We start from the raw sequence: 26,043 nt of genomic DNA, 5'->3' as shown, positions 1-26,043 counted from the left end.
TAGTTGACGTCGTCTTTTGCTTCGGGCGTGAAGGCACTCCGGGAAAACCTTCGTTCATCCGAGATCGTTGGGTTTTGGTCTTTCCAGTGATGCGCAGTCTGTCCCGCGCAGTTGACGTGCTGGTTTTCGGTGCCGGCCTCGGCTTGGGGGCGTTCGGGCCAGCGAGCTTCGGAACCGACACACCAATCCCGAACCCAGCGAGCTGACTGGGTGCAGCCTCGGCTGTGCCCCCGAAGATGAGCAGGAGTGGGCCAGCCAAGGCGCCGATGAGGGTTAGTCCTTTGGCGTTCATCATCAGCGCTCGGCTAGCTCGATCTCGAACATGACCCAGTTGCCCTTGCTCGGAGATAGCACGACCTGCTCCGTGTACTTCGCAGCCTTGCTGGTGGTCGGCTTGGTCGACGGCGAGTCCTTCGTCGTATATACCCCGACAGTGACGGCCGCAGAACCGCGCAGACGACCGCTGCTTCCGCGGATCAGTTCGCTCACTTCGGCCACGCGTTCCAGATAATCCCCGCTGAGGCCACCATTCGAGGCGTTGATCTTTGCGGTGAAGTCGGCGTACTGCTTGCAGCCCTCGCAGCCGCCGTCGCTTGCGGCCAGCAAAGGCCTGCCGTCACCGGTTTGAGAGGCGTAATTCATCAGGTCGACATAGTGACGAACAAATGCTTCCGCAGCCGCCAGTGAGAGTCCGTTGGCGGTCGCGGGCCGGAGAGGCGGACCTGACGGTGTCCCGTTCGGCTGGGTGCTCGTGGTCGGCGAGGGTACGGCCGTCGAAGAATCCACGGTCACTGGCAGTCGAGCCGTGTTCGGTCGGCCGGCGTCCGGGCTTCCCTTGCTGCAGGAAGCGAGTATTCCGGTGGCGCATAGGCAGGCTAGCAGCGCGAGTGTTGGCCTGTTGCGGTGAGTCACGTGTGTCAGCCCTCCGTAGTTGACACGATCGTAACGGCGGGGTGGGGCGGGGTTCGATGTCAAAAGGTGCAGTTGTGGATAACGGGGTTGGGGGCCAGGAGCCGCCCGGCTGGGGGGTTAGAGGCTCGGGCGGCTCCTGGTTGATGGTGGGACGGGGCGGGGCGGGGTTTATGACGTGGAGTGAGCGGGTGGCTTCGTTGTGATGTCGTTCACAGCGGTGCGGTGGCTGGCTGAGGTGCCAGGCGTGGTGGCTGGAGGGCGGCGGGGCGCCGGGTGGTGCGGTTCTGGGGGCGTGGGGCGGGTTGTGGTGGGTGGGGACCTGGTATTTCAGGTGTCGCCGCACCAGTTCCTGTCTCACGGCCCCGGCTGTCCCGCGCCTGCCGGCTGTCCCGCGCCTGCCGCTGTCCCGCGCCTGCCCCCTTTCCCGCGCCTGCCCTTTCCCGCGTCTGCCCGAAGAGCGGTCGACCGGATGTGGGTCAGGCGGGGGTGTATTGGACGTCTAGGGCGGCGGTGGTGAAGTTCAGGGAGGTGTAGAGGGCTCGGGCTGGGGTGTTGGTGCCGTCTACGTAGAGGACTACTTCGTCGAGGTTTCGGGTGGTTTGTAGGTGGTGGAGGCCTTGGAGGGTTAGGGCCTTGCCTAGGCCTAGGCCCTGGTGGGTGGGGGAGACGGCTACCACGTACACCTCGCCTACGCCGTCTTCGACCTTGGTCCAGTGGAAGCCGGCGATGGCTCCGGTGGTGTCGACGGCGAGGAAGAAGCCGTTGGGGTCGAACCACGGTTGCTGGAGGCGTTCGGCCAGGTCGGCGGCGGTCCAGCTGCCTTGTTCGGGGTGGTCGGCGAAGGCGGCTGCGTTGACCTTCAGCCAGGCGGCGTTGTCTTGTCCGGGGACGAAGGTGCGTACGGCGATGCCGTCGGGCCACACCGGGTCAGGCAACGGGGCCCTGGTACGGCGGAGGAAGTAGAGCTCCCGCGTTACTTCGAGGTTGAGGCGGTGGGCCAGTTCGTCGGAGCCGGGCAGGCGGCCGTGGGCCCAGACGTGGGTACGGGTGCCGCCGTGGTCGAGGATGATGCGGAGGAGCGCCGTACCGAAGCCTTGGCGGCGAAAAGGTGGGGCAACGAACAGTTCGGCGGAGCCGTCGGGGGACAGGGCGCCGTACCCGACCAGGTTGCGGGCGCTCTGTAGGCCGCTGACCTCGATCGTGCCCGGATCGCCTTCGTAGGCGAGGACGTGGACGTCGCCGGGGTGTTCGCCGTCGAGGTGCAGGAGGGTGCGTTCGGAGAGCGGGTTGACGCCGTCGCTGTGTGCTGCGGCGCGGGCGAGTTCCGTGACGGCGGCGGCAGTGGCCGAGGGCAACGGTGAGGGAACGGCTTCGAGGGTCACGTGAATACCGTAAAAGGTCCGGTTCAGTTCACGCTCAGGTCCTGGCGAGGGCGCGTCGTCACCGGTAGCTTTCCCGGAACCGCGGAGGATTTCGCGGCACCGCAACAGCGGTGACCGAGACGACGGAGAAGAGATGGCCATCACAGGACGGGGCAAGGCGCGGTTGGGGGGACGGCGGGCAGTGGGGCTGCTCGCCGCCGGGACGGCCGTGGCGCTCGCGTTGGCCGCGGGGGGAGCCGTGAGCCAGGCCGGAGCTGCGACCCAGGACGCAGCGCAGGACGCAGCGACTCAGGCGACTGCGACAGAGGCGAAGAAGCCGAAGCCGACGCACAGCCAGATCCAGGTGCTTGCGATCAACGACTTCCACGGCAACCTGGAGCCCGCGACCGGGTCCGGCGGCAACATCAACGGCATCCCGGCGGGCGGCGCGGCGTACCTCGCCACTCATCTGAAGGAGATGCGGGCCGCTGCGAAGGCCAAGGGGCAGGACTCGGTCACCGTTGCCGCGGGTGACCTGATCGGCGCCTCGCCGCTGCTGTCGGCCGCGTTCCACGACGAGCCGACGATCGAAGCGCTGAACGGGATGGGACTCGAGGCTGCGTCGGTGGGCAACCACGAGTTCGACGAGGGCTGGCACGAGCTGCTCCGGATGCAGACCGGCGGCTGCCTGCCGGACGGCGACGGGGCGAACAACCAGAACTCCTGCCCGGACGCGGCGCACCCGTTCGAGGGCGCGAGGTTCAAGTACCTGTCCGCGAACGTGTTCTTCGAGAACACCCGCAAGACCCTGTTCGCGCCGTACACGATCAAGACCTTCAAGGACGGCAAGAAGGTCGGCTTCATCGGTATGACGCTGGAGAACACGCCGAACATCGTGACCAAGTCCGGTGTCGAGGGGCTGACCTTCAAGGACGAGGTCGACACCGCGAACGCGCTGGTCCCGGTGCTGAAGAAGAAGGGCGTGGAGTCGATCGTCGTGCTGCTGCACGAGGGCGGTTTCCCGGCCGACCCGAAGGCGTACAACAGCTGCCCGGGAATCTCCGGCCCGATCGTCGACATCAACGCCGGTCTGGACCCGGAGATCGACGCGATCATCTCCGGCCACACCCACCAGGGGTACAACTGCTCCCTGCTGGACAGCGCCAAGCAGCCGCGGCTCGTCACCAGCGCCTCGTCGTTCGGCCGCCTGGTCACCGAGGTCCGGCTGAGCATCGACAACGCGACCGGCGACGTCGACCGGGTGAACACGCTGGCGAACAACCAGATCATCACCCAGGACGTCGTCCAGGACCCGAAGACGGCGGCCCTGATCGCGAAGTACAAGCAGCTCGTCGCCCCGATCGAGAACAAGGTGATCGGTCACATCACCACGCCGTCGGTGGTGCGGACGAACGACGATTCGCTCGAGTCGCCGCTGGGCAACCTGATCGCGGACGCGCAACTCGCCGACGCGAGTGTCGTGACCGCTGGGAAGACGCCGGTCGCAGCCTTCATGAACCCGGGCGGCATCCGCGCGGACCTGGCGTCGAACGCCGGTGAGGTGACCTTCGGGAAGGCGTTCACCGTGCAGCCGTTCAACAACTTCCTGGTCTCGATGGACATGACCGGGACGCAGATCAAGGCCCTGCTGGAGCAGCAGTTCTCCGGGCTGAACGGTCCGGACGCGCCGAAGTTCAAGGTGCTCCAGGTCGCGGGCATCACCTACACCTGGAACCCGGCCGCCGCGGCGGGCTCGAAGGTGGTGGCCGGCTCGATCAAGATCGGCGGGCAGCCGCTGGTCGACGGTACGTCGTACCGCATCGTCACGAACAACTTCCTGTCCGACGGCGGTGACGGCTTCCCGGCCTTCACCACCGCGACGAACAAGTTCTTCGGCGGGCTGGACATCGATGCGTTCGCCACCTACCTGACCGCGCACGACCCGTACACGCCGGTCGCGACCGACCGCATCTCCATCGGTTCCTGATCCAGGACTGTGATCCAAGGCTGTGCCCCGGCGTACGTCGGTACACCGGGGCACAGCCGCTTCAGAACGCCAGCCGATCGCGTCGGCGGCGGACGACGTGGGTCACGCCGACGCCGGCCGCGCTCGCGGCCAGGCCGCCGAGGACGCCGATTCCGATCGACGTCGCGTCGGGACCGTCCCAGGGCGTAACCGTCGGCTCCGTCGGCGCCGTGGACGGCTCCGGGTACGTCGGGTACACGGGCGGTCCCGGGAAAATCGACTCCGGCACCCTCTCGGCCGGCGGCTCGTAGGCGAGCGCCGGGCCGGCCAGCGCCGTCATCGACATGCACACCCCCGCGGCGGCCGCCGCGAGGAACGCCAACTTCTTGGCGGGGTCTGCAGGCATCGCTGCCACCTCCTCGTTCCACTCGCCGGCGGGGCCACCACAGCCGATGGTCCAGGTGCGCCTCACGGGTGGTGATCCTGTTCTCGCAGTCGGCGGTATCGCCGCGGCGAAGCCCGGTATCAGCGCGGTATCGGGGCTGTTGACGGTCCCGGGTCCGCGCGTGACCCTCGATGTGTGGGTATCGCCGTACTCGGCCCGCTCACGATCGAGGGGGATCACAAGGTTCTCGCGCGTCGCGACCGGGTCGTGCTCGCCGCTCTCGCCGTACGTCCTGGAGAGGTCGTCGGTGCCGAGCAGCTGGCCGATGCGATGTGGCCGGGAACGCCGCCCGCCTCCTGGCCGAAGGTCGTCCAGGGCTGCGTCATGCGGCTCCGGAAGGTTCTCGGGATGCACGCGATCGAGACGCTGCCCACCGGGTACCGGCTCGCGGTGCCGCTCGACGAGATCGACGCGCAGCGGTTCGAGCATGCACTGGTCCGGGCCCGGCGGCTGCTGGCGGCCGACGACCCGGAGCGGTCCGGTGTCGTCCTGGCGGATGTGCTGACCTTGTGGCGCGGCCCGCCGTTCGTCGAACTGGAGACCTGGGATCCGGCCCGGATCGAGGCCGCGCGACTGACCGAGCTGCGGTACACCGCCGACGAGTTGTACGTCGAGTCCGCGCTGCGCTCCGGTCAGCACGACCTGATCCTGGCCAAGGCGAAGGCCCTGGTGATCGAGTCGCCGCTCCGCGAGCGCCGCTGGCTGCTGCTGGCCACTGCGCAGTACAAGGCCGGTCAGCAAGGTGACGCACTCCGGACGATCCGCCGGCTGCGGGCCACCCTGGATCGGGAGCTCGGCCTGGACCCCAGCCCGGACGTGGACGCCTTGGAACAGGCGATCCTCCGCCAGGACGGCTCCCTGGTGGCCGAGAGTGCCTTGCCCGAGCCGAGTCCGGACTGCCCGTACCAGGGCCTCAAGGTGTACGACGTCGACGACGCCGAGGCCTTCTTCGGTCGGGACGCCGACGTCGCGGCCGGCTTGCGCAAACTCGCCGAGACGTCCGTGCTGTCCGTGGTCGGACCCTCGGGGTCCGGGAAGTCCTCGTTGATCCGCGCCGGCGTGGGTGCAGCGCTCGCCCGCGCCGGGGCCCATGTCGTCGTGATGACCCCCGGCGCGCACCCGATGGCGGCGCTCGCGGCCGCGTTGCCCGCCGCCGGGCCGTCCGCCGTACTGCTGGTGGATCAGTGCGAGGAAGCGTTCTCCCTGTGTCGCGATCCGGCCGAGCGCAGCAAGTTCCTCACCGCTGTCTGTACTCTTCCGGCCGGCACGCGCCTGATCCTGTCGTTCCGCGCCGACCGGATCGCCGACATCTCCGCGCACCCGGCGTTCGCACGCACCGTCGAACGCGGCCTGTACCTGCTCTCCAGCATGAGCGACGCCGATCTACGGCTGGCGATCGAGCAGCCCGCGCGCCTGGCGCTCCTCCAGGTCGAGCCCGGTCTGGTCGACCTGCTCGTCGCCGAGGTGGCCGATCAGCCGGGCGCGCTGCCGTTGCTGTCCCATGCGCTGGCCGAGACCTGGAAACGTCGCGAGGGTCGCACGTTGACGGTGGCCGGGTACCACGATTCCGGTGGCATCCGTGGCGCAGTGGGACAGTCGGCCGAACGCGCGTACGAGCGGATCCCGGCCGGCGAGCGATCCGTCCTCCGCGACCTGCTCCTGCGTCTCGTCACGCCGGGCCCGGACGGCGAACCCGTGCGTAGCCGGCTCCCTCGCCGGCTGGTGGTGACCGGTGCCGCCGACGACGCGATGATCGATCTCCTGGTCGAGGCACGTCTGGTGACCAGCGACACCGAGGTGGTCGAGCTCGCCCACGAGGCGCTCGCGCGCGCCTGGCCCCGGCTGCAGCAGTGGCTGGACGACGACCGTGAGGGCCAGCTCGTCCTGCACCATCTGGCCCTGGCGGCCGACTCCTGGAACGGCTTGGGCCGCCCGGACAGCGAGCTCTATCGCGGGGTGCGGCTGGCCAAAGCGTTGGACTGGCAGTCCCGGACGGCTCCCGCCCTGACCGAGACCGAGCAGGACTTCATTGCCGCGAGCAAGCGATTGTCCGAGTCCGAGCTACGCGCCGCCGAGGCGCGGGCCCATCAGCAGGTTCGCATCAACCGGCGGCTGCGCGCAGCCTTCGTCACCGCGGCGCTGCTGCTGGTCGGAGCGCTGGTGGCCGGCGTGGCCGCGGTCCGTCAGGGCGACCGAGCCGAGCAGGCGGCGACGAGTGAACTGGCGCGGCGCGTCGGTGCCCGTTCGTCCCTGACCGAGGACATCAGCCAGTCGGTTCTGCTGGCGGCACAGGGCGTCCGGCTCGACGACACCGCGGAAACCCGGGCGAATCTCGTCTCCGCGATCAACCGGCATCCGCTCTTGATCCGATCCTTCACGGCCCCACGCGGGCGGACGGAGAATCTCGCGGTCTCGCCGGACGGACGGCGGATCGTGTCCGGCGACCGCAACGCGACGTTCCATGTGTACGACGCGGCGAGTGGCAAGATCCTCGCCTCGGCGGACCTCGGGCCGGCGCCAGCGGGTAAGCAGATCTTCACCAGGCCGCAGTTCAGCCCGGACGGCCGGCTGATCGCGGTCATCGCGGGTGACGAGTTGGGCGCGCCGGTCGATCCTGGCCGGCCACTGCGCCTGCTCCGTTCCGGCACGCTGGCACCGGTCGATCCGCAGCCGGCGATTCCGCAGCCGAACCTGCGGTTCAACAGCCTGGCGTTCAGCGCGAACGGCCGGTACCTGGCGGCCGGCGTCCAACTCTCGCAGACGATCTCCGGGGCGTTCTGGAACGACGGCATGGCCCTGGTCTGGGATCTGCGGCACGTCGATCGGCCGCCGCGCACGGTGACCCTGCCGCCCGGGCCGCAGCGCGTCGCGCTCAGCCCCGACGGCCGGATCCTCTACTGCCATGCACCGATGACCGCGTACGACGTGGACACCGGCAAGCGGATCTGGCTGCGCAACGACATCTGGGGCTTCAGCGACCTCGCGATCACCCCGGCCGGTGATCGGCTGGGCGTTCAGTACTGGCCGGACGAGGACGGGTTCGACAGCGCGACGGCAGCCGTCGTGGACGCCCGTACCGGCAAGATCCTGAAGGTCCTGCGTTCGCCGTCCGACCCGCCGCGCGCCGGTGCGTTCGCGGCCGGAGGCACGCTGTTCGCGACCGGTGAGTCCGGAGGCGAAGTCATCATCTGGGACGTCGCGACGGGCAAGGCGGTCCGGCGGATCGCGTCAGCCGAGGTGTCCTGGGCCGTCGGGTTCAGCCCGGACGGCCGGACGCTCTACACCGGTGGCAGCGGCGGACTGATCCGGGTCTACGACCTGTCCGGGCAGCGGCAGTACCTGCACAGCACGCGGGTCGCGCCGGCGCGCAAGTACCTGATGGTTCTCGCCTCGGACGACGGGACGAAGACCGCCTACCTGTGGCGGGAGCGCGGCGATGCGTGGGTGAGCATCGCGGACGCGGCCACCGGGGTGATGACGGCACCGGTCGCGCTCGGCCTCAACGTCCAGTCGCAGCCGCTCTCGTCGGCCACCTGGCATCCCGACGGCACCCAGTTGGCCGTCCACGACCTGTCCGGGGTCGCGATCGTCGACGCGCGCAGCGGCAAGATCGTCAAGCGGCGCTGGGGCCTCGACATCCGGGCGATCACGTACGTCGAGAACGGCCGGCGGATCCTGGTGGGCGGGGACAACGGCGTCGTCTACCTCGACTCCGGTCTGTGGCCTGGGAGCTCCGACGTGGGCTGGCCGGCGAACTGCTGCCCGTCGGGATCGCCGACCGAGCAGACTGCGGTGATCTTCGGCGCCTCGCCGGACTACTCGTGGCAGCACTGGCGCGTGATCAGCACGGTGACGGGGAAGCTGTTCGCCGAGGGTGACCTTCCGCTGAGCATCGACTACGCGACCTACTCGCCCGACGGTCGCCTGATCGCCGGCACCGGAGCGAACGGCGAGGTGCTGACCCTCGACCCGCGGTCGGGTCAGGTCGAACGGACGCCGGCGACGGGACACCGGCAGCACGGCCTGCTGGTCCGCTTCGCATCGGACGGCCGGCGGCTCGTGTCCGGTGCCGCGGACGGGACCGTCAGTCTCTGGGACGCCCAGACGCTCGAGCTCCTCGGCACTGTCACGGTCCCCAGCGCCCCGACCCCGGTGTCGCCGGTGTTCTCGGACGACGGGATCGTGACGATTGCGGCGTACGACGGTACGACGTACCGCTGGGACACCCGGCTCGACCAGACGATCGCGTTCGCCTGCGGGATGGCGGGGCGCGATCTGACCGCGGCCGAATGGGCGCAGGCCTTCGGTGCCCGCCGCTACCAGCGGACCTGCCAGTGACGGTTTTTCTCTGCCGTGAGGGTCCTGGTACCTTGCGTACTCAGGCACTTACGGAAGGTGAGCGATGTCGCACGTTGCTCCGACCTCGAACCGGCGGGCTCCCAGAGCTTCGCATCGCGGGCATCGCAGCGCGGACGGTCCGGTGCAGATCACTACCTGGCTCGGGCTGACGTTCGCGTTCGTCGTGGGGCTGATACTCACGGCGCAGTCGCACGTCGGCGTTCACGCGGCCGGGGTCACCCTGCTGGTGATGCTGGTGCCGGTCACCGTCGGGGTGTTCGTGGCGGCGTTCCGGCAGGGCGTCGGGTCCTGGAAGGCGGCCCTCGTGACGGCGGCCGCGCTGGCCTTCACCCTGCTGAAGTTCTTCTTCTAGGACGTGGCCTCGACAGGCTCGCGAGTGCTGGGCGTCGGCGGGACCACGAAGCGGTAGCCGACGTTCCGGACGGTGCCGATCAGGGCCTCGTGCTCGGGGCCGAGCTTCGCGCGCAGGCGCCGTACGTGCACGTCGACCGTCCGCGTACCGCCGAAGTAGTCGTAGCCCCAGACCTCCTGGAGCAGCTGTTCGCGCGTGAATACCCGGCCCGGGTGCTGCGCGAGGAACTTGAAGAGCTCGAACTCCTTGTAGGTCAGGTCGAGCGCCCGGCCGTTGAGCTTCGCCGTGTACGACGCCTCGTCGATCACGACGTCGCCGCTGCGGATCAGCGTGGACTCGGGCTCGTCGTTGCGGGTCGCGGCGAGGCGGCCGATGACGAGTCGCAGCCGGGCCTCGATCTCGGCCGGGCCGGCGGTGTCGAGCAGTACGTCGTCCGCGCCCCAGTCGGCGTTGATCGCGGTCAGGCCGCCCTCGGTGACGACCAGGATCAGCGGTACGTCGATACCGGTCGTGCGGATCAGCCGGGAGGCGCTCCGGACGGCGACCAGGTCGCGGCGGGCGTCCAGCAGCACGGCGTCGGAGTCCGGCGCGTCGACGAGCGCGGAGACCTCCGCCGGCAGGATGCGGATCTGGTGCGGGAGCAGGGCGAGCGACGGCAGGACCTCGGTGGAGGCCTGCAAGGCGTTCGTCAGCAGAAGCAACGTACTCACGCCGTCTCCTTGTGCTGATCATCGAATCCGGTGGCCGCGATCCGGTCCTCGTGCACGTCAGGCCCCGACGGCGTCGTTGCCGGGGGCCTGGGACACACTGGGTCTAACAGCAAGCTGACATAATAGCCGAGACTTAACCGATTAGTGAGGCGCGGACCAGATGCCGGAAGTGACCATCAGGTACTTCGCCGCCGCACGCTCGGCTGCCGGGGAGTCGTCGGCGACCGCGGAGGCGGGCTCGATCCGCGACCTGGTCACCACGGTTTCGACCGATCGGCCGGAGCTGGCGCGGGTCCTGTCGATCTGCACGTTCCTCCTGGACGGCGAGCGCGCCGAGCCGGGCACACCGCTCACCCAGGGCGCCCTCGTCGACGCTCTCCCGCCTTTCGCGGGTGGCTGACTAGGCCTCCTCGGCAGGTACATTCGTCGCCGTGGCGATGGAGTCGGGGACGCTGCTCACTACGGTGGGTCGCGCGGGGGTCCTGTTCGGGAAGGCGTGGCCGCGCCTTCTGGCGGTGTTTCTGGTCGCCCAACTGGCGCACCGGGGCCTGCAGTGGGTAGCGGTCCAGGCAGGCGCCAAGGCTGAGGCTGCCGGCATCGCCGTACTGGCGTTGCTCGTGGTGGTCTCGCTGGCGATGTACGTGACCATGTTCCTGGTCCTCCGCGGCGAGCTGCCGTTCCACCGCAGGGCTGTCGCCGAGGGCACGCTTGCCCCGGACGGTGTGGAGCCCGGCCGCGAACACCCGCCGCTGGACGCGCTCGCTGCGGCGCTCCTCCCGTTCCTGGCGTTCTACGCCGCCTACAAGTTCCTGCAGAACGAGGCGCTCGACTACGAGTACCAACTGGCCGTCCACAAGGTCAACGAGACGGCCGCGACGGTCCTGACCGGAGGCACAGTCGCGCCGCAGTCCACGGGATTGCAGTCGCTGTCCACCTGGTTGTTCATCGGGCTCGGCGTCACGGCGTACCTGCTGCGGTTCGTGTTCAAGAAGTGGAAGAAGGAAAGCGAAGGCGCGGTCCGCAAGCTGTTCGTCACTTACCTGGAGGCGCTGTGGATCTTCGTGGTCATCTATCAGGCGTCTTCGTACATCCCGTCGCCGAAGACGTGGCTGAAGGAGCGCCAGGTCTGGCAGTGGCTGCACGACGGGTACACCTGGGTGCTCGACCACGTGCTGGGCGTCGACCAGGTCCGTGAGGTGTGGGACGCGGTCACCGGGTTCCTCGCCGCGGGTATCGGGGACCTCTGGAACGCTGCGGTGCTCCCGCTGATGTGGATCACCATGACCGCGATCATCTACGGCCGCGTCGTGCAGAAGCTCGACAAGCCGCGCTGGCGGTTCGACCGCCTCACGCACCGCTGGCAGCAGACGCCGCGGATCGTCCGCGTCGCCGGGAACTCGGTTGTCGCCGACTGGAAGGACCGCTGGACCCCTGTCCTGGAAGCGTTCCGCCTGGTGGTCCGCTCCGGTCTGCGGCCGATGCTCGGGTACTTCCTGGCCTGGGCGGTCGTCACGTTCGCCGCGAGCGCAGTGTGGATCGCCCTGAAGCTGTGGGTTCTCGGACCGCACACGCTGCAGTTCTGGCAGGTCATCGACGAGCCGCTGAACCTGATCACAGACGGCCTGAAGATCATGCTGCAGGTCAGCCTGCTCGCCGCCGCGTACGACCGGATGATCGGCGGCCTGGCCGGCTACCTGACCCCGCGCACCCGTGCGGTGCACGAGCAGTCGGCCGGCGACCATGGTGTCACCGACCTGAGCGCCGCTACCTCGGGAATGCCAGGTACTGAGGGAGCTTCGTAGCCCACGTGATCGTCGGCTGCACGCTGCCGGCGACGGATGACGGTACGACGAACACGGCGACTGTCTCGAACGGCTTCCCGGCCACCGGCTTCAGGTAGTACGGCGCCGCGGCCCCACGCCAGCTCGACGGCTTGTCGTCGGAGCCGCCGCTGCAACCGGTCGGACGGTCCTGGTAGTCGTCCGCGATGACGGTCTCGTCCCAGATCCGGCCGTCCGGCGCCCGGAGATGCACCTGGCACCCGCCGAGCCCGTCGAGCGCGGAGAGGTTGTCCACCTGCAGCCGGAAGTACACCCGGATCCGCGTGGTCCCCTCGGGTAGCGCGTCCTGGTCGAGACCCTTCTCGAACGGCTGCGGGTTCTCCTCGACGCTGGCGGCGTACCAGGTGGCGCCGTTGTACGACGTACCGCCCGCCGACACCGTGACGGGATCGCGAGGCTCAGTGTCGTACCAGGACTTGTAGTCGCTGCGCGTGGTCCACCACCCGGCGAGGGGGATCGCCACCACGAGCGTCGCGAGCGCGACCGTGTTCTTCCGGAACCAGCCGCGGCGGGCCCGGCGCGCGCCGCTCACGTGTCGCTCGCAGCGGTCAGCGTCACGACGTCTTCCAGCTTCGGAGTGTCTGAGCCGAGCGGCACGGTGACCTGTGGCTCGAGGTCGTTCAGGATCGACTTCTCCATCACCAGCAACGTTGCCCCGGGCACCTTGTCGGCCGGCATCTCGACCACGAACGAGCCGCGGACCGGGATGTCCGGCGCGAACTCGGCCCCGGTCAGGTCGACCTGGTCGAGACCGCTGCGGTTCGAGCCGAGGTACGTGATGCCGTCGCCGGAGCGGATCCGGACGTCGAAGATGTGCATCGGCTCGCGTTTGGCGGTGACGCTCGCGTCGACGACCACGAAGGCGGTCAGCGAGTCGCGGTCCGGCGTGGAGTGCGGGATCCGGAGCTTCTTCCCGACCCGTACGTTGTCGACGGTCAGGTCGAACCGCGGCGTCTGCACCGCGCGCCCGACGATGCCCTTCGCCGCGGTCGGTTCCTGGATGTCCTTCTGCGTCGGCGTGAGCCGGTACAGGCCGACGATTGCGACCAGTACAGCGAGCGTGAGGCCGACGTTCAGCAGCTTTCGGCGCGTCATTTGGCCTTCACTGGGACCGTGCTCTCTGCGGCGATCTTGTCCGGCATCCACTTGTCGTGGTGGTCCAGGACAGATTCTTGGAAGTCATACGCCTGCACGGTTAGCTTGACCTCGGTGGGGAACTGACTCGCCTTCGGGAGCTTCCAGACGTACGCGACGTCCTCGGCGGCGTCCGGGGTGAGCACCGGGTTCATCGTCGCGTCGCGGAGGTTCGTGGTGCCGAGCGGCGGGTCGGTGTCCTTCAAGCCGGGTACGCCGATCAGCCGGATCAGGTCCGAGGGCGGTGTCGTGCCGGTGTCGTCGGTGACCTTCAGCTTGGTCACGACCGCGATCAGCACCCCGCCGTCGTCCGGGGTGAACAGCGGCTTCAGGTCCTTCACGGTGACGACCCGCTGGACGGTCACCTCGAACTGGCCGGCGTCGATCGCGGTGCCGGCGTCCACCTGCGGAGTCTCGTCGCCGGCCTTCTTCAGCCCGCCGAAGGCCGCCGAGACCACCAGCAGTACGGCGCCGGCGCTGATCGCCCACGTCCGGACCGAGCGGCCCCGCACCTTGAGATCCTGGAACTCCGGGAGTTCCTCCGGCTCCGTCCCCCCGCTCCCCGTTTCCTGCACGCAGGCAAGCGTATCCAGCTAGAGGGCCGCCTCAGTCGTCCGGCCGGCCGCGGAGTCGCTTGGTCTGGCCGCGGCGCTTCTTGTCGTCCAGCCGGCGCCGTACGGACCCCTTGCTCGGCTTGGTCGGCCGCCGCTTCCGGGGCGGCGGAGCGATCGCCTCCCGGATCAGCACGGCCAGCCGTTCCCGCGCGGCCTCCCGGTTGCGCCACTGCGACTTGTACTCCGAGGCGGCGATCGTCACCACCCCGTCGACCAGCCGCGACTCGAGCCGCTCCAGCGCGCGCGTCTTCAGTACGTCGCTCAACGCCGACGTACCCGCGACGTCGAAGCTCAGCTCGACCCGGCTGTCCGTGGTGTTCACGGACTGCCCGCCCGGTCCGCTCGACCGCGAGAACCGCCACATCAGCTCCGCCTCGGGAATCACCACCCCTGACCGCACGGTCACTCCACTCTCCACAGGTCTATTAGACCGGAGCACAATCACCAGATGGATGCCTGTGTCTTCTGCGGCCTGATCTCCGCCGACTCGGCCCGCTGGATCGCGAAGGAGGACGCGGCGGTCGCGTTCCTCCCGCTGCCCAGTGAGGAGATCGCTCCGGGGCACACGCTGGTGATACCGCGACATCACAACACCGCAGGTCTCCTGGACGCTCGGCCGGACGACCTGACCCAGGTGATGGACCTGGCGCAGCGCATCGCGCAGAAGATGGTGGCGAGGCTCGGGGCGACCGGTGTCTGCCTGCTGAACGCCAGTGGGCCTGGCTCCGGCCGCAGTGTCGACCACCTCCACCTGCACGTGGTCCCGCGGTACCCCGGGGACGGCGACGACAGCCTGCCCTGGCCGACCGGGCGCTCGCGCCACCGCCTCGCTGTGGATCCGCAGGTCCTTCTCAGCACGTGAAACGGCCGGTTGAATTGTGAACGGGGCGTCGTACCGTGGGTAACTGTGAGCCTTGGGCTGTGGGTACTCGTCGCGGCGGTAGTAGCCGGCGTGGGTCTCAGCGTGCTCAAGGCGTGGGTCGACGGGCGGTTTCGCGGGAAGAGCGAGGACGACGTGGAGCGGGTGACGGCCGCCGAGTTGGGTGGGGAGCTGGGCGAGCGGGCGACGCTCCTGCAGTTCTCGTCGGCGTTCTGTGCGCCGTGCCGGGTCACGCGGCGGACGCTGGCCGAGGTCGAGGGCATGGTCGACGGCGTGCGCCACGTGGAGCTGGACGCCGAGTCGCACCTCGAGCTGGTACGCCGGCTCGACATCCTGCGTACGCCGACCACACTGGTGCTCGACAGCACCGGAGCCGTGGTGAAGCGCGCCAGTGGAGCGCCGCGGAAGCCGGACGTGATCGCCGCGCTGGCCGTCGCGATCGACCGCCAACCGAGCTGAGAGCGTCCGGTACGCGCTACCGGATGGCCAATGAACCGGGCCGTAGGCAAGACTCTCCCGGTGAGCTCCCAAGTAGCAGGTTGGTACGACGACCCCGAGGACCCGACCCAGCAGCGGTACTGGGACGGCAGCGCCTGGACGGATCAGCGCCGCCCGCAGGAGGGCCCACCCCCGTTCCAGGGGCAGTTCGGCCAGTCGAGGACGCCCGACGTCCCGACGTACGGGCAGACCGCGGAGCACGGACAGGTGTACGGCGGTGGCGGGCCGGCTCAGCCGACGACACAGTTCGGCCAGCAGGCCCCGCAACAGGGCGGCTACCCGGCGTACCCGTCGTACCCGCAGAGCGGCCAGGGCTTCGCCTACCAGGGGCAGAGTTCCGGCACCACCCCGGACGGCCAGCTGCTCTCCGGCTGGTGGCGGCGCTGCTTCGCGCGCATCATCGACGGGATCATCGGCTGGTTCCTCGCGTTGCCGCTGACCGGGTACTTCTACTACCAGTCCAGCAAGGTGATGAACTCCTGGGTGCAGGACGTCATGGACGCCGCCCGGGCCGGCAGTTCGACCCCGGTCTCGATCCCGCCAGAGGTGTTCAAGTGGGCCATCCCGGCGTCCCTGCTGGGGGCGCTGGTCATGTTCGTGTACGAGTACCTGTTCCTGGTCACGAAGGGCCGCACCCCCGGCAAGATGGCGACCGGGATCGCGGTCCGGCTGCGGGAGGCGCCGGGCAACCCGCCTCGCGGCGCCGCGGCGAAGCGAGCCGGCCTCATCCTGGTCCTGAACCTGGGAGGCTCGATCCCGGTCATCGGCTTCGTCGCCTCGCTCGCGGTGCTGCTCGACTACCTCTGGCCGCTCTGGGACACCAAGAAGCAGGCACTGCACGACAAGGTCGCCGCGACCAACGTGGTGCGCGTCTGAATCACCACTGGCTGTCCACAATTTGATCAGTTGTCTCACGTCATGGGACCACGGGTGGCGTGCCCGCCCAGGTTCCGTAGTCTCATGACGTGGTTTACACGACATGGCTGACGAAGCGACGGGCAGTGGACAACTGCCGCGTCCGCTCTTCGCTGTGTCGACGCCGCTGACCAGGCGGCGTCCAGAGCGCTGCGGAACCGGTCGCTGAGCACGGTTCCGCGCACGTCGTCTCCCGCAGACCCGGGCGGGTTCCGGCTCGACATCCTCCTTCACCGGGAGTCGTCATGTCCGAACCACAGGCGGCACAACAGGCGGTACAGCGGGTCGATCCGCGCGGTCTCCGGTTCGCGGCCGGCGTGACCACGGTCGTCCTGGCGCTGACGCTCGTACTGAACAACCCGTGGCCGCTCGCGGTGCAAGCCGTGGTGTTCGCGATCTCGGTCGCGTTCGGCGTCGGCGCGTCGCCGTACGGGCTGCTGTTCAAGCGGCTGGTCCGGCCCCGGCTGGGCCCGCCGAAGGAGCTGGAGGACGCGGCCCCGCCGCGGTTCGCCCAGCTGGTCGGCCTCGTCTTCGCGGTCATCGGTCTGGTCGGGTACCTGACCGGCGCGACCGTCCTGGGAGTGGTCGCCACCGGATTCGCCCTGGTCGCCGCGTTCGTGAACGCGGCCGTCGGGCTCTGCCTCGGCTGCGAGGCCTATCTGCTGATCCAACGCATTCGTACGCCATCCACCGCTACCAACTGAGAGGCAGCACCACATGAGCAGGGAATCCGCGCTCGTCTCGGCCGACTGGGTCGAGGAGCACAAGAACGACGCCGGTGTCGTCCTGATCGAGGTCGACGAGGACGTCTCGGCGTACGACGCCGGTCACATCGCCGGCGCGATCAAGCTGGACTGGAAGGACGACCTGCAGGACCCGGTCCGGCGGGACTTCGTCAACAAGGACCAGTTCCAGGCGCTGCTGTCCGACCGCGGCGTCAAGAACGACGACACGGTCGTGCTGTACGGCGGCAACAACAACTGGTTCGCGGCGTACGCGTACTGGTACTTCAAGCTCTACGGCCACGGTGACGTGAAGCTGCTCGACGGCGGCCGCAAGCGCTGGGAGCTGGACAGCCGCGAGCTGACCGACGAGGTCGTGAAGCGCGACGCGACCGAGTACGCCGCCAAGGACCCGGACCTGAACATCCGCGCCTTCCGCGACGAGGTCGGCGAGGCCATCGGCGTGAAGAACCTGGTCGACGTGCGGAGCCCCGACGAGTACGCCGGCCGGCTGCTCGCGCCGGCGCACCTCCCGCAGGAGCAGGCGCAGCGCGCGGGCCACATCCCGACCGCGGCGAACATCCCGTGGAGCAAGGCGGCCAACGACGACGGCACGTTCCGCGCCGACGACGAGCTGACGCAGCTGTACGCCGACGCCGGCGTGGACTTCGGCAAGGACACCATCGCGTACTGCCGGATCGGCGAGCGCTCGGCGCACACCTGGTTCGTGCTGCACGAGATCCTCGGCCAGCAGAACGTGAAGAACTACGACGGTTCCTGGACCGAGTGGGGTTCGCTGGTCGGCGTACCTGTTGCCCTCGGCGACGAGCCCGGGAAGGCCTGACATGTGCGGAGCCAAGCAGGGCGGCCTCGACCTCAAGGGCGTGGACGTCGACAAGGAGGCCGTGATCCAGGGCCAGGTGCTGCGCGGCGAGGAGCCGGTCGGCGGCGCGTACGTGCGGCTGCTGGACTCCACCGGTGAGTTCACGGCCGAGGTCCCGACCTCGGCGACCGGGCACTTCCGGTTCTTCGCGGCGCCGGGCAACTGGACGCTGCGCACGCTGGCCCCGAAGGCCGAGCCGGTCGACCGTCAGGTGGTCGCGCAGTACGGCGCGGTCGCGGAAGTGGCCGTCACCGTCTGAGCAGTCGTTCGTTACTGAAGGTGCCACCTCCACCCGACGGTGGCCCACCCTGAAGTGAGCACCGAGGGGCCCGGACCTTGCGCGTCCGGGCCCTTCGGCATGCCCGGGACCGCTTACCGGGCAGGGTTTTCGGGTCATCGCAGCCGGGTTACGGGTGGGCCGGGGAAATCTCGTGGACCGAGCGGCAATGTAACGGTTCGGTCTCGGAGCGCGGTCGGCTCGTTACCTACCGCAATCGGCTGAGTTGTGTCTGTGTCCTGACCCGCACTTCGGGTCACGTCATCACTCAGGGAGGAGGGGTCAATGCGACCCCGCATCGGATACAAGAAGCTCGCCGCCGTCGGAGTTGCGGCGGTAGTCGGCGTGGCTTCTACGATTGCGCTGACGTCGGGTTCCGCGTCCGCCTCGCCGGTTTTCGGCTACAGCGGATACTCGTACGGGACCGATGTCGAATCCGGGCTGGCGAACAGTGGCCCGCAGGTGATCAGCAAGTTCGGTTGCACCACGGACGCCAACAAGGCTGACAAGAACGACATCGCCGCGGCGAACGTGAACGGGCAGGCGATCGCGCGCTCGGTGAAGACCGACACGCACGGCTTCAACAACGCCAGTGGTACCGGCGTCACGAGCACTGCGGTGGCCGCCGACGTCCGCGTCGGCACGCTGCTCACGCTGACCGGCGTGAAGACCACCACCACGTCGAAGTACTCGAAGGGTCAGCTGTCCTACACCGGCAGCACCACCTTCGCGGGCGTGCGGATCGGCGCGATCACGGTGCCGTCGCTGCTGAACCCGAAGCCGAACACCAAGGTCGCCGTACCGGGCCTGGGCTACATCGTGCTGAACCGTGTCGGCGGCGTGAAGACCGCGTCCGGCATCTACTCGTACGCGCAGGCGGTCGTGCTGCACGCGACGGTGAAGAACCAGTACATCCCGCAGGGCGTCGACGTCGCGGTGCTGAAGACCCGCGCGGAGATCTCCAAGCCGGCGACCGCGCTGGTCATCGGTGACGCCTACGGCACCAAGGCCACGGCCGACAAGCTGGTCGTCTCCGACGCCACGTCGCTTCAGACCACCTGCCAGGGCACTGAGGGCAAGACGGTCCGGGTCGCGGTCGGCGAGCTGAACATCCCGAAGGTCGCCTACGTCGGCGGTGTCTACACCACCAAGAACGGCGCCATCGGCGAGGGCAAGTCCTACATCAACTTCACCTCGCACGTCGCGGGTGTGAAGGTCGGCACGCTGTCCGTCGGCGCCATCGAGTCCTCGGCCTCCGCGTGGAAGACCAAGGACGGCAAGGGCGGCGTCAGCTCGTCCTCGACGATCGCCTCCATCAAGGTCGGCGGCAAGTCCTACGCCGTCCCGACCGGCGAGAACAAGACCCTGGACATCCCGGGTGTTGCTCGCCTGACCTTCAACCAGGTCCTGCGGCAGAAGCGCTACATCTCGGTGAACGCGCTGGTCGTCGACGTCTACAGCCTGAACACCAAGGTTGTCGTCGGCCACTCGGCCGCCGGCGTCGTCAGCTGATCGCAGCAGACACCCTCTGAGTCGAACCTCACCGACCCAGAACCCCCGGCCCCCGGATCCCGCACGGATCCGGGGGCCGGTCTGTTCCCCCAACTTTGAGAAGCCACCGACCATTTCCGCAGCGGATTTTTGGTTGGTGGCTTCTCAAAGTTGAGCTCAGGCGTCGAGGATGAGGGTTACGGGGCCGTCGTTGGTGAGGGTGACGTCCATGTGGGCTCCGAACGTGCCTCGTTCTACTTTGGCGCCTAGGGATTCCAGGGCGGTGCAGAAGGAGTTGTAGAGGGGTTCGGAGATGGGGCCCGGGGCGGCGGCGTTCCAGGACGGGCGGCGGCCCTTGCGAGTGTCGGCGTACAGGGTGAACTGGCTGATGGCGAGGATCGGGGCCTGTAGGTCGGCGGCGGAGCGTTCGTCGTGGAGGATGCGCAGCGTCCAGATCTTCGCGGCCAGTGCGGCGGCTTTCTCGGGGGTGTCGTCGTGGGTGACGCCGAGCAGGACCAGCAGGCCCGGCCCGTCGATCGCCCCCACCACCTCGCCGTCCACGGTGACCGACGCCTGACTGACTCGCTGTACTACGGCTCTCATGAGAAACATCTTCTCGCGCGGGAGATCGTCCGGTGATCGGATCCTCCGGCAGGCAAATATCCGTTTCGAAGCGCGATCTGGCAGGATTCGTCCATGGCGTCGACACTGATCACTGTTGCTCCCACCGGTGCCGAGACCGCGAAGGCGGACTGTCCGGCGTTGCCGACCACGCTCGACGAGCTGGTCGAGACGGCGAAGCGCTGCGAGGCCGCGGGAGCGGCGATGATCCACATCCACATCCGCGACGGCGAGCACAAGCCGACGCTGGACCTCGGCCGGCTGACCGAGACCGTCGCCGCGGTCCGGGAGAACACCGCGCTGATCGTGCAGCTCTCGACGGGCGGTGCCGTCACCGATCCGTACGAGGATCGCCTCCGCGTGCTCGACGCCGTACCCGACTCCTGCTCGCTGACCATGGGCACGGTCAACTTCGGCGACGACGTGTTCATGAACCCGTGGCCGTTCGTCACGCAGCTCTTCCAGCTCACCCAGGAGCGCGAGATCGTTCCGGAGTTCGAGCTGTTCGACCTGGGTCATGTCGCCGCGCTGCACCGGTTGCTCGACAAGTACGGCCTGCCGTACGGCGGACGCGTGCACTGCGACCTGGTGATGGGCGTCCCCGGAGGCATGCCCGGTACGGCGGATGCGCTCGTCGCCGCCGTCAACGCGCTCCCCGACGCCGTCACGTCCTGGTCCGCCACGGGCATCGGCCGTACGTCGTTGACGGTCGCGCTGGCCGCACTGTCGAAGGGCGGCAACCTCCGCGTCGGCATGGAGGACACGCTGACGCTGGCGAAGGGCCACCCGGTCACGCACAACGCCGAGCTCGTCGAACGCGCCGCCGCGCTGGCGACCCTCGCTCAGCGGCCGCCGATGTCTCCTGACGAGGCCCGCGACCTTCTCCAGGTGAAGAAGTAGCCGGCGACCCCGACCAGGATGATCGTTGCCTCCAGCAATAACCAGTCGCGGAGGTAGTCACGGGGCAGGACGGTCGGGTTCACGCCCTTGCCCTGGCGCAGTAGTAGCGGCACCGCGATCAGGCTGGTGATCCCGACGTACAGCAAGGTCGTCCGCACGACAGCGACCGTGCGGTGACGGCCGGGGCCGATCGACCAGCGAGCGACGAGCCAACCGACGCCGACGGTCAGCGGCACCAGGAAGAAGTCGTCCACCACCACGGCCCCACCCAGCCAAATCGGCAGCCGCACCAGGGCTGGGATGTCGACGGTCCGCACCAACTCCCAAACACCCCACAGGGCCATCATCACGCCGGCGACCAGTAACCCGATTCGCAACCTCATGTGATGACCTCCAACCGGTGGACCCACTTGGTCTGCAACACCCCGGGACGGTTGGGCGCGATGATCCGCGCCGGAAACCCATGGTCCAAAGCCAACTCACCACCGTTCAAGCGGAGCGCCAGCAACGTCAGCGGATCCGCGGCGAAGTCCGGTGGCAGCTCGCTCGTCGCGTAGAAGCCGCCCTTCTCCATCGAGACGACCCGAACCCGTGAGTGCGTCGGCGCGCCGGACAGCGCGAGCAGATCGCGGATCCGGATGCCTTCCCACCGGGCGCCTTGACTCCAGCCCTCGACGCAGGCGATCGGCAGCTCGGAGCGGCTCTGCGGCAGCGCCCGGAGTTCGTCGAGGGTGTAGGCGAGTTGCTGCGGTCCCACGATCATGAAGCGCCAGTTCGCGTCGATCCCGGTGACGCCGGCGGCTTCCGCCGTACGGTTCACCGGCAGGCCTTGCGGTCCGATGTTCGGCTTCCGTGGCGCAAGTACAGCGACGGGACCGAACGCGGGTGCCGACTGCCCGACGGACGTGATGCCGACGAGCGTCGCGGCGCCCGCCACGGTCCGGAACAGGCCGCGCCGGGTGAGCCCGGTGATTGCCGGCGGCAATGAGTCCGGCACCTGCTCGGCTGTACGCCGCCAGTGCGCGCGGATCAACGGGAGCTTGACGGCGAGATGGACCAGGAGGGCACCGATGATGATCCACGCCAGCGCGTAGTGCGTCTGCCGGAACGGGAACGGCCAGGGGTACCACTGCAGCGTGTTGAGGAACCCGGTGAACAGTTCGAGCGCCATCGCGGAGACCAGCACCAGGATCGACGCCCGCTCGAGCATCGTCGCGAGCGCCTGCCGGCTCGGAGGCCACGGCGGCTTCGCGAACAGCTTCGGGTAGACCGTCCACAACTTCGCCAGCAGCAACGGGACCGCGACGGTCCCGCTCAGCACGTGCAGCCCCTGAGTCACGCGGTACAGCGAGGCCGGACGGCTGGGGATCGGCAACCAGCTCGGGGTGTCCTGGATGAAGTGGCTGTAGAGGCCGGTCAGGAAGCAGATCGTCACGGCGGCCGCGAGCCAGCGGCCGATCACCGTCGCCACCCGCGGGTGATGCAACGGCGACGGGAACGACTTCTCCGTCGGAGGGGCCGGGAGCTTCATGTTTCTACTAGAACGCAACCGGAGACCTGTGTACGGCGTACGTCGGTTACTGCTCGCGAACGGCGTACCCGGAACCAGTTATCCACAGGTCTGCGTCTGTACCCGAGTTGGTGGCACCGGTCGGGGCATACTCTGGGCAAACTTGACGGAAGGAGTGTGGCGGAGTGAAGACGCAGGAGCGGTCGTTCGACGATGACGAGCGGGCGATGGCCGATCTGGCCGAGGTCGTCGACTGGCGGCCGATCTGGGGGCCGCCGGCCACCGGCATGGACGCGATCCGTGCCCTGGTCAACCGCGTCACCGACGCCACCGGCTGGCTTCCCTGGGCCCCGGGCACCATCGATCCCGATCGGTATACCTGGGGTCTGGTCACCCAGCGCGAGACGGTGATGCTCGTGCTGCCCGACGCCGTGCTGCCGGAGTCGCCCCGCAGCGGCTGGTCGGCGTACGAGATCGGTGCGTCGGACCTGCCACAGGCCGAGGAAGGCCTCGACGCGCACTGGCCGAGCCACCTCGAGCTCGCACGCCACTACTGGGGTCCGCCGATCTACGTCGGGCCGGGCGACGACCTGCGCATCCCGCCGGAATGGCGCGGCCGCCGGCGGCACTTGGCGGTCTGGCTCCGGCCGGGCGGCGAGTTCCACCTGTACGCGTCCCAGCCAGGGCCGGACGACACCGCGGCCGGCTTCGGATACTCCGTCTATGCCAGCGAGGTGGCCTGATGGCAGAAGATCAACTGGAAGCCGAAGACCTCCTCAAGATCATCGTCCGCGAGTTCAGGCGCTTCAAGGCTTACGGGCAGGATCTGTGGAGACTCCTGACCTCGCAGCAGAAGCGCCGCGTCGGGATCGAGCGGGGAGTCATCGAGGACCGCTGGGGCCCTGACCCCGACCGGAACGAGGACGTGCGCGATCGCACCGCCCGGTACGAGCGCGAAGCCGCGCAGGCTCAGCAGCAGGTTGATGCTCTCGAGTCGCAGAACCAGGACCTGCGCACCGAGCTCGACAGGGAGCGGCAGGATCAGGACCGGGACCTGAACAACGACCGCGACCGGGACGGCATCGACGATCGGGTCGAGAACCGGACCGATCTCGATCGGGACCACCGCGACGACGCGACCGAGCGCCGGGACGATGTCGACCAGCAGAACGACAACGCCAACGACCGCGACGGCGACGGCGTGGACGACGCGGTCGAGCGGCGCGAGGACGACCGGGCCCGGGAGGACGAGGAGAAGCGTAAGCAGGAGCAGGACCGCCAGCAGGATCGCGAGGACGGCATCGACCCGGTCACCGCCGGGGCGGCGGCCGGCGCCGCGGCCGAGGCGGCGGAGCTCGCCGACGAACAGGACGAACCGAACGCCGACGACCGGCAGGAGGACCTCGAGGCGGAGAACGAGTCGAAGGTCGACGCGGACAACGCGCTCGACGACCCGTCGGCCGAGGCGGACAACGAGCGCCAGACGGAGCCTGCCGCGGAGCAGGAGGGCGTCAACCCGTACGTGGCCGAGGAGGGCGCGCTCGACGCGAACGACCGGCTGAACGAGAACAACCTCGACCAGGACGGTCAGCAGACAGACTCCACCCTCGACGCTGACAACGCGCTGGACGACCGGTCTGTCGACGCGGATAACGCTCTGGCTGATCCGTCGGTCGACGCGGATAACGCGTTGGACGAGCCGTCGGCGGAGGCGGACAACGTGCGGCAGACCGAGGCTGGTGCGGAGCAGGAGGGGGTCAGCCCGTACGTCTCGGACGGTGACAACCTGCAGCAGGACGGGACGGACCTCGGCCAGGACGGCGCGCAGCAGGAACCGTCGCTCGACGGCAACGACCCGCAGCAGACCGACGTCGATCAGTCAGCCGAGCAGAGCTCGCCCGGAGCGGCCAACGAGCGTGTGGTCGAGTGGGACACCGAGCGGGACGGTTCACACATCGAGCTGAACTCCAGCGAGGAGTCGGACGGGACCTCCTACCGGATCGGCGAGAACGGCGCGAGTCTGACCGTCCACGGCGGGGAGCAGGGGCAGGAGCAGTCCGCCCCGGATGCGGAAGGCCAGGAGCAGGGCGGGACCCAGTCGGCGGAGGCGGTCAACCTCGACCGGATCGACGGGCGGGCCTTCACCGTCGGACAGAACGGGGTCCAGTTCGCGGACCAGAACGAAGCGTCGGCCGGCGCCGAGAGCCCTTCGACCAGCCAAGCGCAGGGCACGCAGAGGCGTCCGCCGGAGAAGGCGGCCGAGGACCCGGCGATCGCCGAGGCACGAGCGACCCAGGGGAACAAGCAGCGCAGCGGTCCGGCCCAGGAGCTCCCGCCCGACGAGAAGGCGCAGTTCGAGCACACTCGGGGAGACCAGGAGCCGCTCAGCAAGGTCAAGGTCGACAGCGCGAGCGTCGCAACCAATGACCGCCCCGGCACCCCGGCCGCTCAGCGCGACCAGGACCGCGACCGCGGCGGTCGCGGCAACGACGGCCGAGGCGGCGACGGCGGCCGCGGCCGCGACGGACGCTGACCCCACGCACCACCGTCGACCAGCGCCCGCCACCCGCGGGCGCCGGTTCGCGTTCAACACCCCGCAGCCGTCTACTACTGGCAACACGGTTTGCTAGTAGACGATTGCTTGGGTGTCGTCGGTGAGGATTTCTTCGGTGAAGGCGGGGGCGCCGGCTATGCGGGTGCCGGGGCGGAGGTCGGATTCGGTGAGGTCGCGGCGCTTGGCGCACTGGGTGCAGACGGTGAGCCGGCCGCCTTCGAGGACCGCGGTGAGCAGGTCGGCAAGCGGCGCCGCGTGCGGGAGTTCGAAGGTTTCGGCGCGCCCGGGTACGGCGAACCAGACGGCCTCACCGGTCAGCCACAGGGAGACCGTGGCGCCGACCGCGACGGCGGTGGCGGCGACGGTGAAGGCCTGGTTGGCGCGCTCGGGTTCCTCGGCGCCTGCGGTCAGTTTGATCACCAGCGTGCGGGACATCACGCCACGGTAGCCGAAACCGCCGTACCCATCCTCTAGACTGACCAGCGTGCTGCACGTCGCCTTCACCACGCTGCTGGTCCTGGTCTGTCTTTTCATGGGCTGGTTCTCGGCGTTCGTCGTCTACCGGCTGTATCGCGGCCGTAGTGCGAACTGAGTGACCTGATGGCGTTCGAGATCCCGCAGGACCTGCACCCGGACCTGATGCCGCTCGCGTGGCTGATCGGTCGCTGGGAGGGCCGCGGGCACGGCGACTACCCGACCATCGAGAAGTTCGAGTTCGGGCAGCAGATCGACTTCACCCACAACGGCAAGCCGTACCTGCACTACGTCAGCCAGACGTTCGTGGTCGGCGAGGACGGCACCCGGCAGCGTCCGCTCGCCGTCGAGACCGGGTTCTGGCGCCCGCAGCCGGACAAGAAGGTCGAGGTCATCCTCGCGCACCCGACCGGCATCGCCGAGATCTGGTACGGCGACATCGACGGCGCGAAGATCGAGCTGCAGACGGATGTGGTGGCGCGCACCGTCACGGCCAAGGAAGTCACCGCCGGCCACCGCCTCTACGGCCTCGTCAACGGCGAGCTGCTGTGGGCCTTTGACATGGCCGCCGAGGGCCAGACCCTGCAGCCGCACCTCTGGGCGACCCTCGTCCGCGCCTGATCC

General features: G+C 68.9%; 28 protein-coding genes. 16 read left to right on the top strand and 12 right to left on the bottom strand.

The annotated features are described in order from the left end of the window. Positions 1-294 precede the first annotated feature (294 nt). A complete protein-coding gene (locus tag ACWF0M_RS18505) occupies positions 295-786 on the bottom strand; it encodes a DUF6318 family protein (protein WP_452236883.1) in 492 nt (163 codons plus the stop codon). A gap of 602 nt (positions 787-1,388) precedes the next feature. Continuing rightward, a complete protein-coding gene (mshD, locus tag ACWF0M_RS18500) occupies positions 1,389-2,294 on the bottom strand; it encodes a mycothiol synthase (protein WP_452236882.1) in 906 nt (301 codons plus the stop codon). Positions 2,295-2,427: 133 nt separating this feature from the next. Here mshD and ACWF0M_RS18495 point away from each other — a divergent pair, with 133 nt between their 5' ends. Beyond that, complete coding sequence (locus tag ACWF0M_RS18495; protein WP_452236881.1) at positions 2,428-4,260, top strand: bifunctional metallophosphatase/5'-nucleotidase; 1,833 nt, start codon at positions 2,428-2,430, stop codon at positions 4,258-4,260. A gap of 61 nt (positions 4,261-4,321) precedes the next feature. Here the strand turns inward: ACWF0M_RS18495 and ACWF0M_RS18490 are convergent, their stop codons facing one another. Further along, on the bottom strand, positions 4,322-4,645 hold the full coding sequence (locus tag ACWF0M_RS18490; RefSeq protein ID WP_452236880.1) for a hypothetical protein: 324 nt from the start codon (positions 4,643-4,645) through the stop codon (positions 4,322-4,324). Positions 4,646-4,819: 174 nt separating this feature from the next. On the opposite strand from ACWF0M_RS18490, the gene ACWF0M_RS18485 reads away from it, so the two are divergent. Next, positions 4,820-9,022, top strand: a complete 4,203-nt coding sequence (locus ACWF0M_RS18485; RefSeq protein ID WP_452236879.1) for an nSTAND1 domain-containing NTPase — start codon at positions 4,820-4,822, stop codon at positions 9,020-9,022. Between the two features lie 142 nt (positions 9,023-9,164). Next, complete coding sequence (locus ACWF0M_RS18480) at positions 9,165-9,395, top strand: hypothetical protein (protein ID WP_452236878.1); 231 nt, start codon at positions 9,165-9,167, stop codon at positions 9,393-9,395. Here the strand turns inward: ACWF0M_RS18480 and ACWF0M_RS18475 are convergent. Further along, complete coding sequence (locus ACWF0M_RS18475) at positions 9,392-10,105, bottom strand: winged helix-turn-helix domain-containing protein (protein ID WP_452236877.1); 714 nt, start codon at positions 10,103-10,105, stop codon at positions 9,392-9,394. The genes ACWF0M_RS18480 and ACWF0M_RS18475 overlap by 4 nt on opposite strands. 160 nt (positions 10,106-10,265) lie before the next feature. On the opposite strand from ACWF0M_RS18475, the gene ACWF0M_RS18470 reads away from it, so the two are divergent. Beyond that, positions 10,266-10,505, top strand: coding sequence for a MoaD/ThiS family protein (locus ACWF0M_RS18470; RefSeq protein WP_131345109.1), 240 nt, complete (start codon positions 10,266-10,268; stop codon positions 10,503-10,505). 37 nt (positions 10,506-10,542) lie between these two features. Further along, the gene (locus tag ACWF0M_RS18465; RefSeq protein ID WP_452236965.1) at positions 10,543-11,907 is read left to right on the top strand and encodes a hypothetical protein; all 1,365 of its coding nucleotides are present in this window, start codon (positions 10,543-10,545) and stop codon (positions 11,905-11,907) included. On the opposite strand, the gene ACWF0M_RS18460 is transcribed toward ACWF0M_RS18465, so the two are convergent. The 4 genes from ACWF0M_RS18460 to arfB are packed head-to-tail and all read right to left on the bottom strand — an operon-like array spanning position 11,870 to position 14,112. Next, complete coding sequence (locus ACWF0M_RS18460) at positions 11,870-12,478, bottom strand: hypothetical protein (protein ID WP_452236876.1); 609 nt, start codon at positions 12,476-12,478, stop codon at positions 11,870-11,872. The two genes, ACWF0M_RS18465 and ACWF0M_RS18460, sit on opposite strands and share 38 nt — an antisense overlap. Next, positions 12,475-13,041 (bottom strand): hypothetical protein, encoded by a 567-nt coding sequence (locus ACWF0M_RS18455; RefSeq protein ID WP_452236875.1) that lies wholly within the window; start codon positions 13,039-13,041, stop codon positions 12,475-12,477. The genes ACWF0M_RS18460 and ACWF0M_RS18455 overlap by 4 nt, the downstream gene beginning before the upstream one ends. Continuing rightward, the gene (locus ACWF0M_RS18450) at positions 13,038-13,655 is read right to left on the bottom strand and encodes a hypothetical protein (protein WP_452236874.1); all 618 of its coding nucleotides are present in this window, start codon (positions 13,653-13,655) and stop codon (positions 13,038-13,040) included. Before ACWF0M_RS18450 ends, ACWF0M_RS18455 begins: the two co-directional genes overlap by 4 nt. Positions 13,656-13,686: 31 nt before the next feature. Continuing rightward, positions 13,687-14,112 carry an alternative ribosome rescue aminoacyl-tRNA hydrolase ArfB gene (gene arfB / locus ACWF0M_RS18445; protein WP_452236873.1) on the bottom strand — a complete coding sequence of 142 codons (426 nt, stop codon included), beginning with the start codon at positions 14,110-14,112 and terminating at the stop codon, positions 13,687-13,689. A gap of 30 nt (positions 14,113-14,142) precedes the next feature. On the opposite strand from arfB, the gene ACWF0M_RS18440 reads away from it, so the two are divergent. The 7 genes from ACWF0M_RS18440 (at position 14,143) to ACWF0M_RS18410 (ending at position 19,381) form a co-directional block, all read left to right on the top strand. Continuing rightward, positions 14,143-14,556 carry an HIT family protein gene (locus tag ACWF0M_RS18440; RefSeq protein WP_452236872.1) on the top strand — a complete coding sequence of 138 codons (414 nt, stop codon included), beginning with the start codon at positions 14,143-14,145 and terminating at the stop codon, positions 14,554-14,556. 45 nt (positions 14,557-14,601) lie between these two features. Then, on the top strand, positions 14,602-15,033 hold the full coding sequence (locus ACWF0M_RS18435) for a TlpA family protein disulfide reductase (RefSeq protein ID WP_131345096.1): 432 nt from the start codon (positions 14,602-14,604) through the stop codon (positions 15,031-15,033). 60 nt (positions 15,034-15,093) lie between these two features. Continuing rightward, complete coding sequence (locus tag ACWF0M_RS18430; RefSeq protein ID WP_452236871.1) at positions 15,094-15,948, top strand: RDD family protein; 855 nt, start codon at positions 15,094-15,096, stop codon at positions 15,946-15,948. 284 nt (positions 15,949-16,232) lie between these two features. Next, complete coding sequence (locus tag ACWF0M_RS18425) at positions 16,233-16,691, top strand: DUF4395 domain-containing protein (RefSeq protein ID WP_452236870.1); 459 nt, start codon at positions 16,233-16,235, stop codon at positions 16,689-16,691. A gap of 13 nt (positions 16,692-16,704) precedes the next feature. Continuing rightward, positions 16,705-17,553, top strand: a complete 849-nt coding sequence (locus ACWF0M_RS18420) for a sulfurtransferase (RefSeq protein ID WP_452236869.1) — start codon at positions 16,705-16,707, stop codon at positions 17,551-17,553. A gap of 1 nt (position 17,554) precedes the next feature. Further along, positions 17,555-17,851: a DUF1416 domain-containing protein gene (locus tag ACWF0M_RS18415; RefSeq protein WP_452236868.1), complete on the top strand. Its 297-nt coding sequence runs from the start codon at positions 17,555-17,557 to the stop codon at positions 17,849-17,851. Positions 17,852-18,154: 303 nt separating this feature from the next. Continuing rightward, positions 18,155-19,381 carry a choice-of-anchor P family protein gene (locus tag ACWF0M_RS18410; RefSeq protein ID WP_452236867.1) on the top strand — a complete coding sequence of 409 codons (1,227 nt, stop codon included), beginning with the start codon at positions 18,155-18,157 and terminating at the stop codon, positions 19,379-19,381. Positions 19,382-19,537: 156 nt separating this feature from the next. Here the strand turns inward: ACWF0M_RS18410 and dtd are convergent, their stop codons facing one another. After that, positions 19,538-19,963 (bottom strand): D-aminoacyl-tRNA deacylase, encoded by a 426-nt coding sequence (gene dtd / locus ACWF0M_RS18405; protein WP_452236866.1) that lies wholly within the window; start codon positions 19,961-19,963, stop codon positions 19,538-19,540. 93 nt (positions 19,964-20,056) lie between these two features. On the opposite strand from dtd, the gene ACWF0M_RS18400 reads away from it, so the two are divergent. Beyond that, positions 20,057-20,881, top strand: coding sequence for a 3-keto-5-aminohexanoate cleavage protein (locus ACWF0M_RS18400; RefSeq protein ID WP_452236865.1), 825 nt, complete (start codon positions 20,057-20,059; stop codon positions 20,879-20,881). On the opposite strand, the gene ACWF0M_RS18395 is transcribed toward ACWF0M_RS18400, so the two are convergent. Further along, positions 20,824-21,264, bottom strand: coding sequence for a hypothetical protein (locus ACWF0M_RS18395; RefSeq protein WP_452236864.1), 441 nt, complete (start codon positions 21,262-21,264; stop codon positions 20,824-20,826). The two genes, ACWF0M_RS18400 and ACWF0M_RS18395, sit on opposite strands and share 58 nt — an antisense overlap. Then, a complete protein-coding gene (locus ACWF0M_RS18390; RefSeq protein ID WP_452236863.1) occupies positions 21,261-22,412 on the bottom strand; it encodes a molybdopterin-dependent oxidoreductase in 1,152 nt (383 codons plus the stop codon). Before ACWF0M_RS18390 ends, ACWF0M_RS18395 begins: the two co-directional genes overlap by 4 nt. Before the next feature lie 164 nt (positions 22,413-22,576). On the opposite strand from ACWF0M_RS18390, the gene ACWF0M_RS18385 reads away from it, so the two are divergent. Next, positions 22,577-23,134 carry a hypothetical protein gene (locus ACWF0M_RS18385; RefSeq protein ID WP_452236862.1) on the top strand — a complete coding sequence of 186 codons (558 nt, stop codon included), beginning with the start codon at positions 22,577-22,579 and terminating at the stop codon, positions 23,132-23,134. Continuing rightward, positions 23,134-24,924, top strand: coding sequence for a hypothetical protein (locus ACWF0M_RS18380; protein WP_452236861.1), 1,791 nt, complete (start codon positions 23,134-23,136; stop codon positions 24,922-24,924). Before ACWF0M_RS18385 ends, ACWF0M_RS18380 begins: the two co-directional genes overlap by 1 nt. A 93-nt stretch (positions 24,925-25,017) precedes the next feature. On the opposite strand, the gene ACWF0M_RS18375 is transcribed toward ACWF0M_RS18380, so the two are convergent. After that, positions 25,018-25,380 carry a DsrE family protein gene (locus ACWF0M_RS18375; protein ID WP_452236860.1) on the bottom strand — a complete coding sequence of 121 codons (363 nt, stop codon included), beginning with the start codon at positions 25,378-25,380 and terminating at the stop codon, positions 25,018-25,020. Positions 25,381-25,545: 165 nt separating this feature from the next. Between ACWF0M_RS18375 and ACWF0M_RS18370 the strand changes: the two genes are divergently transcribed. Then, positions 25,546-26,040, top strand: a complete 495-nt coding sequence (locus ACWF0M_RS18370) for an FABP family protein (protein WP_452236859.1) — start codon at positions 25,546-25,548, stop codon at positions 26,038-26,040. The last annotated feature ends 3 nt before the right edge of the window (positions 26,041-26,043 follow it).

This window comes from Kribbella sp. NPDC055110 (assembly GCF_053607525.1).
The sequence above is the reverse complement of the archived record's forward strand: the minus strand, read 5'-3'. Positions and strand labels throughout refer to the sequence as shown.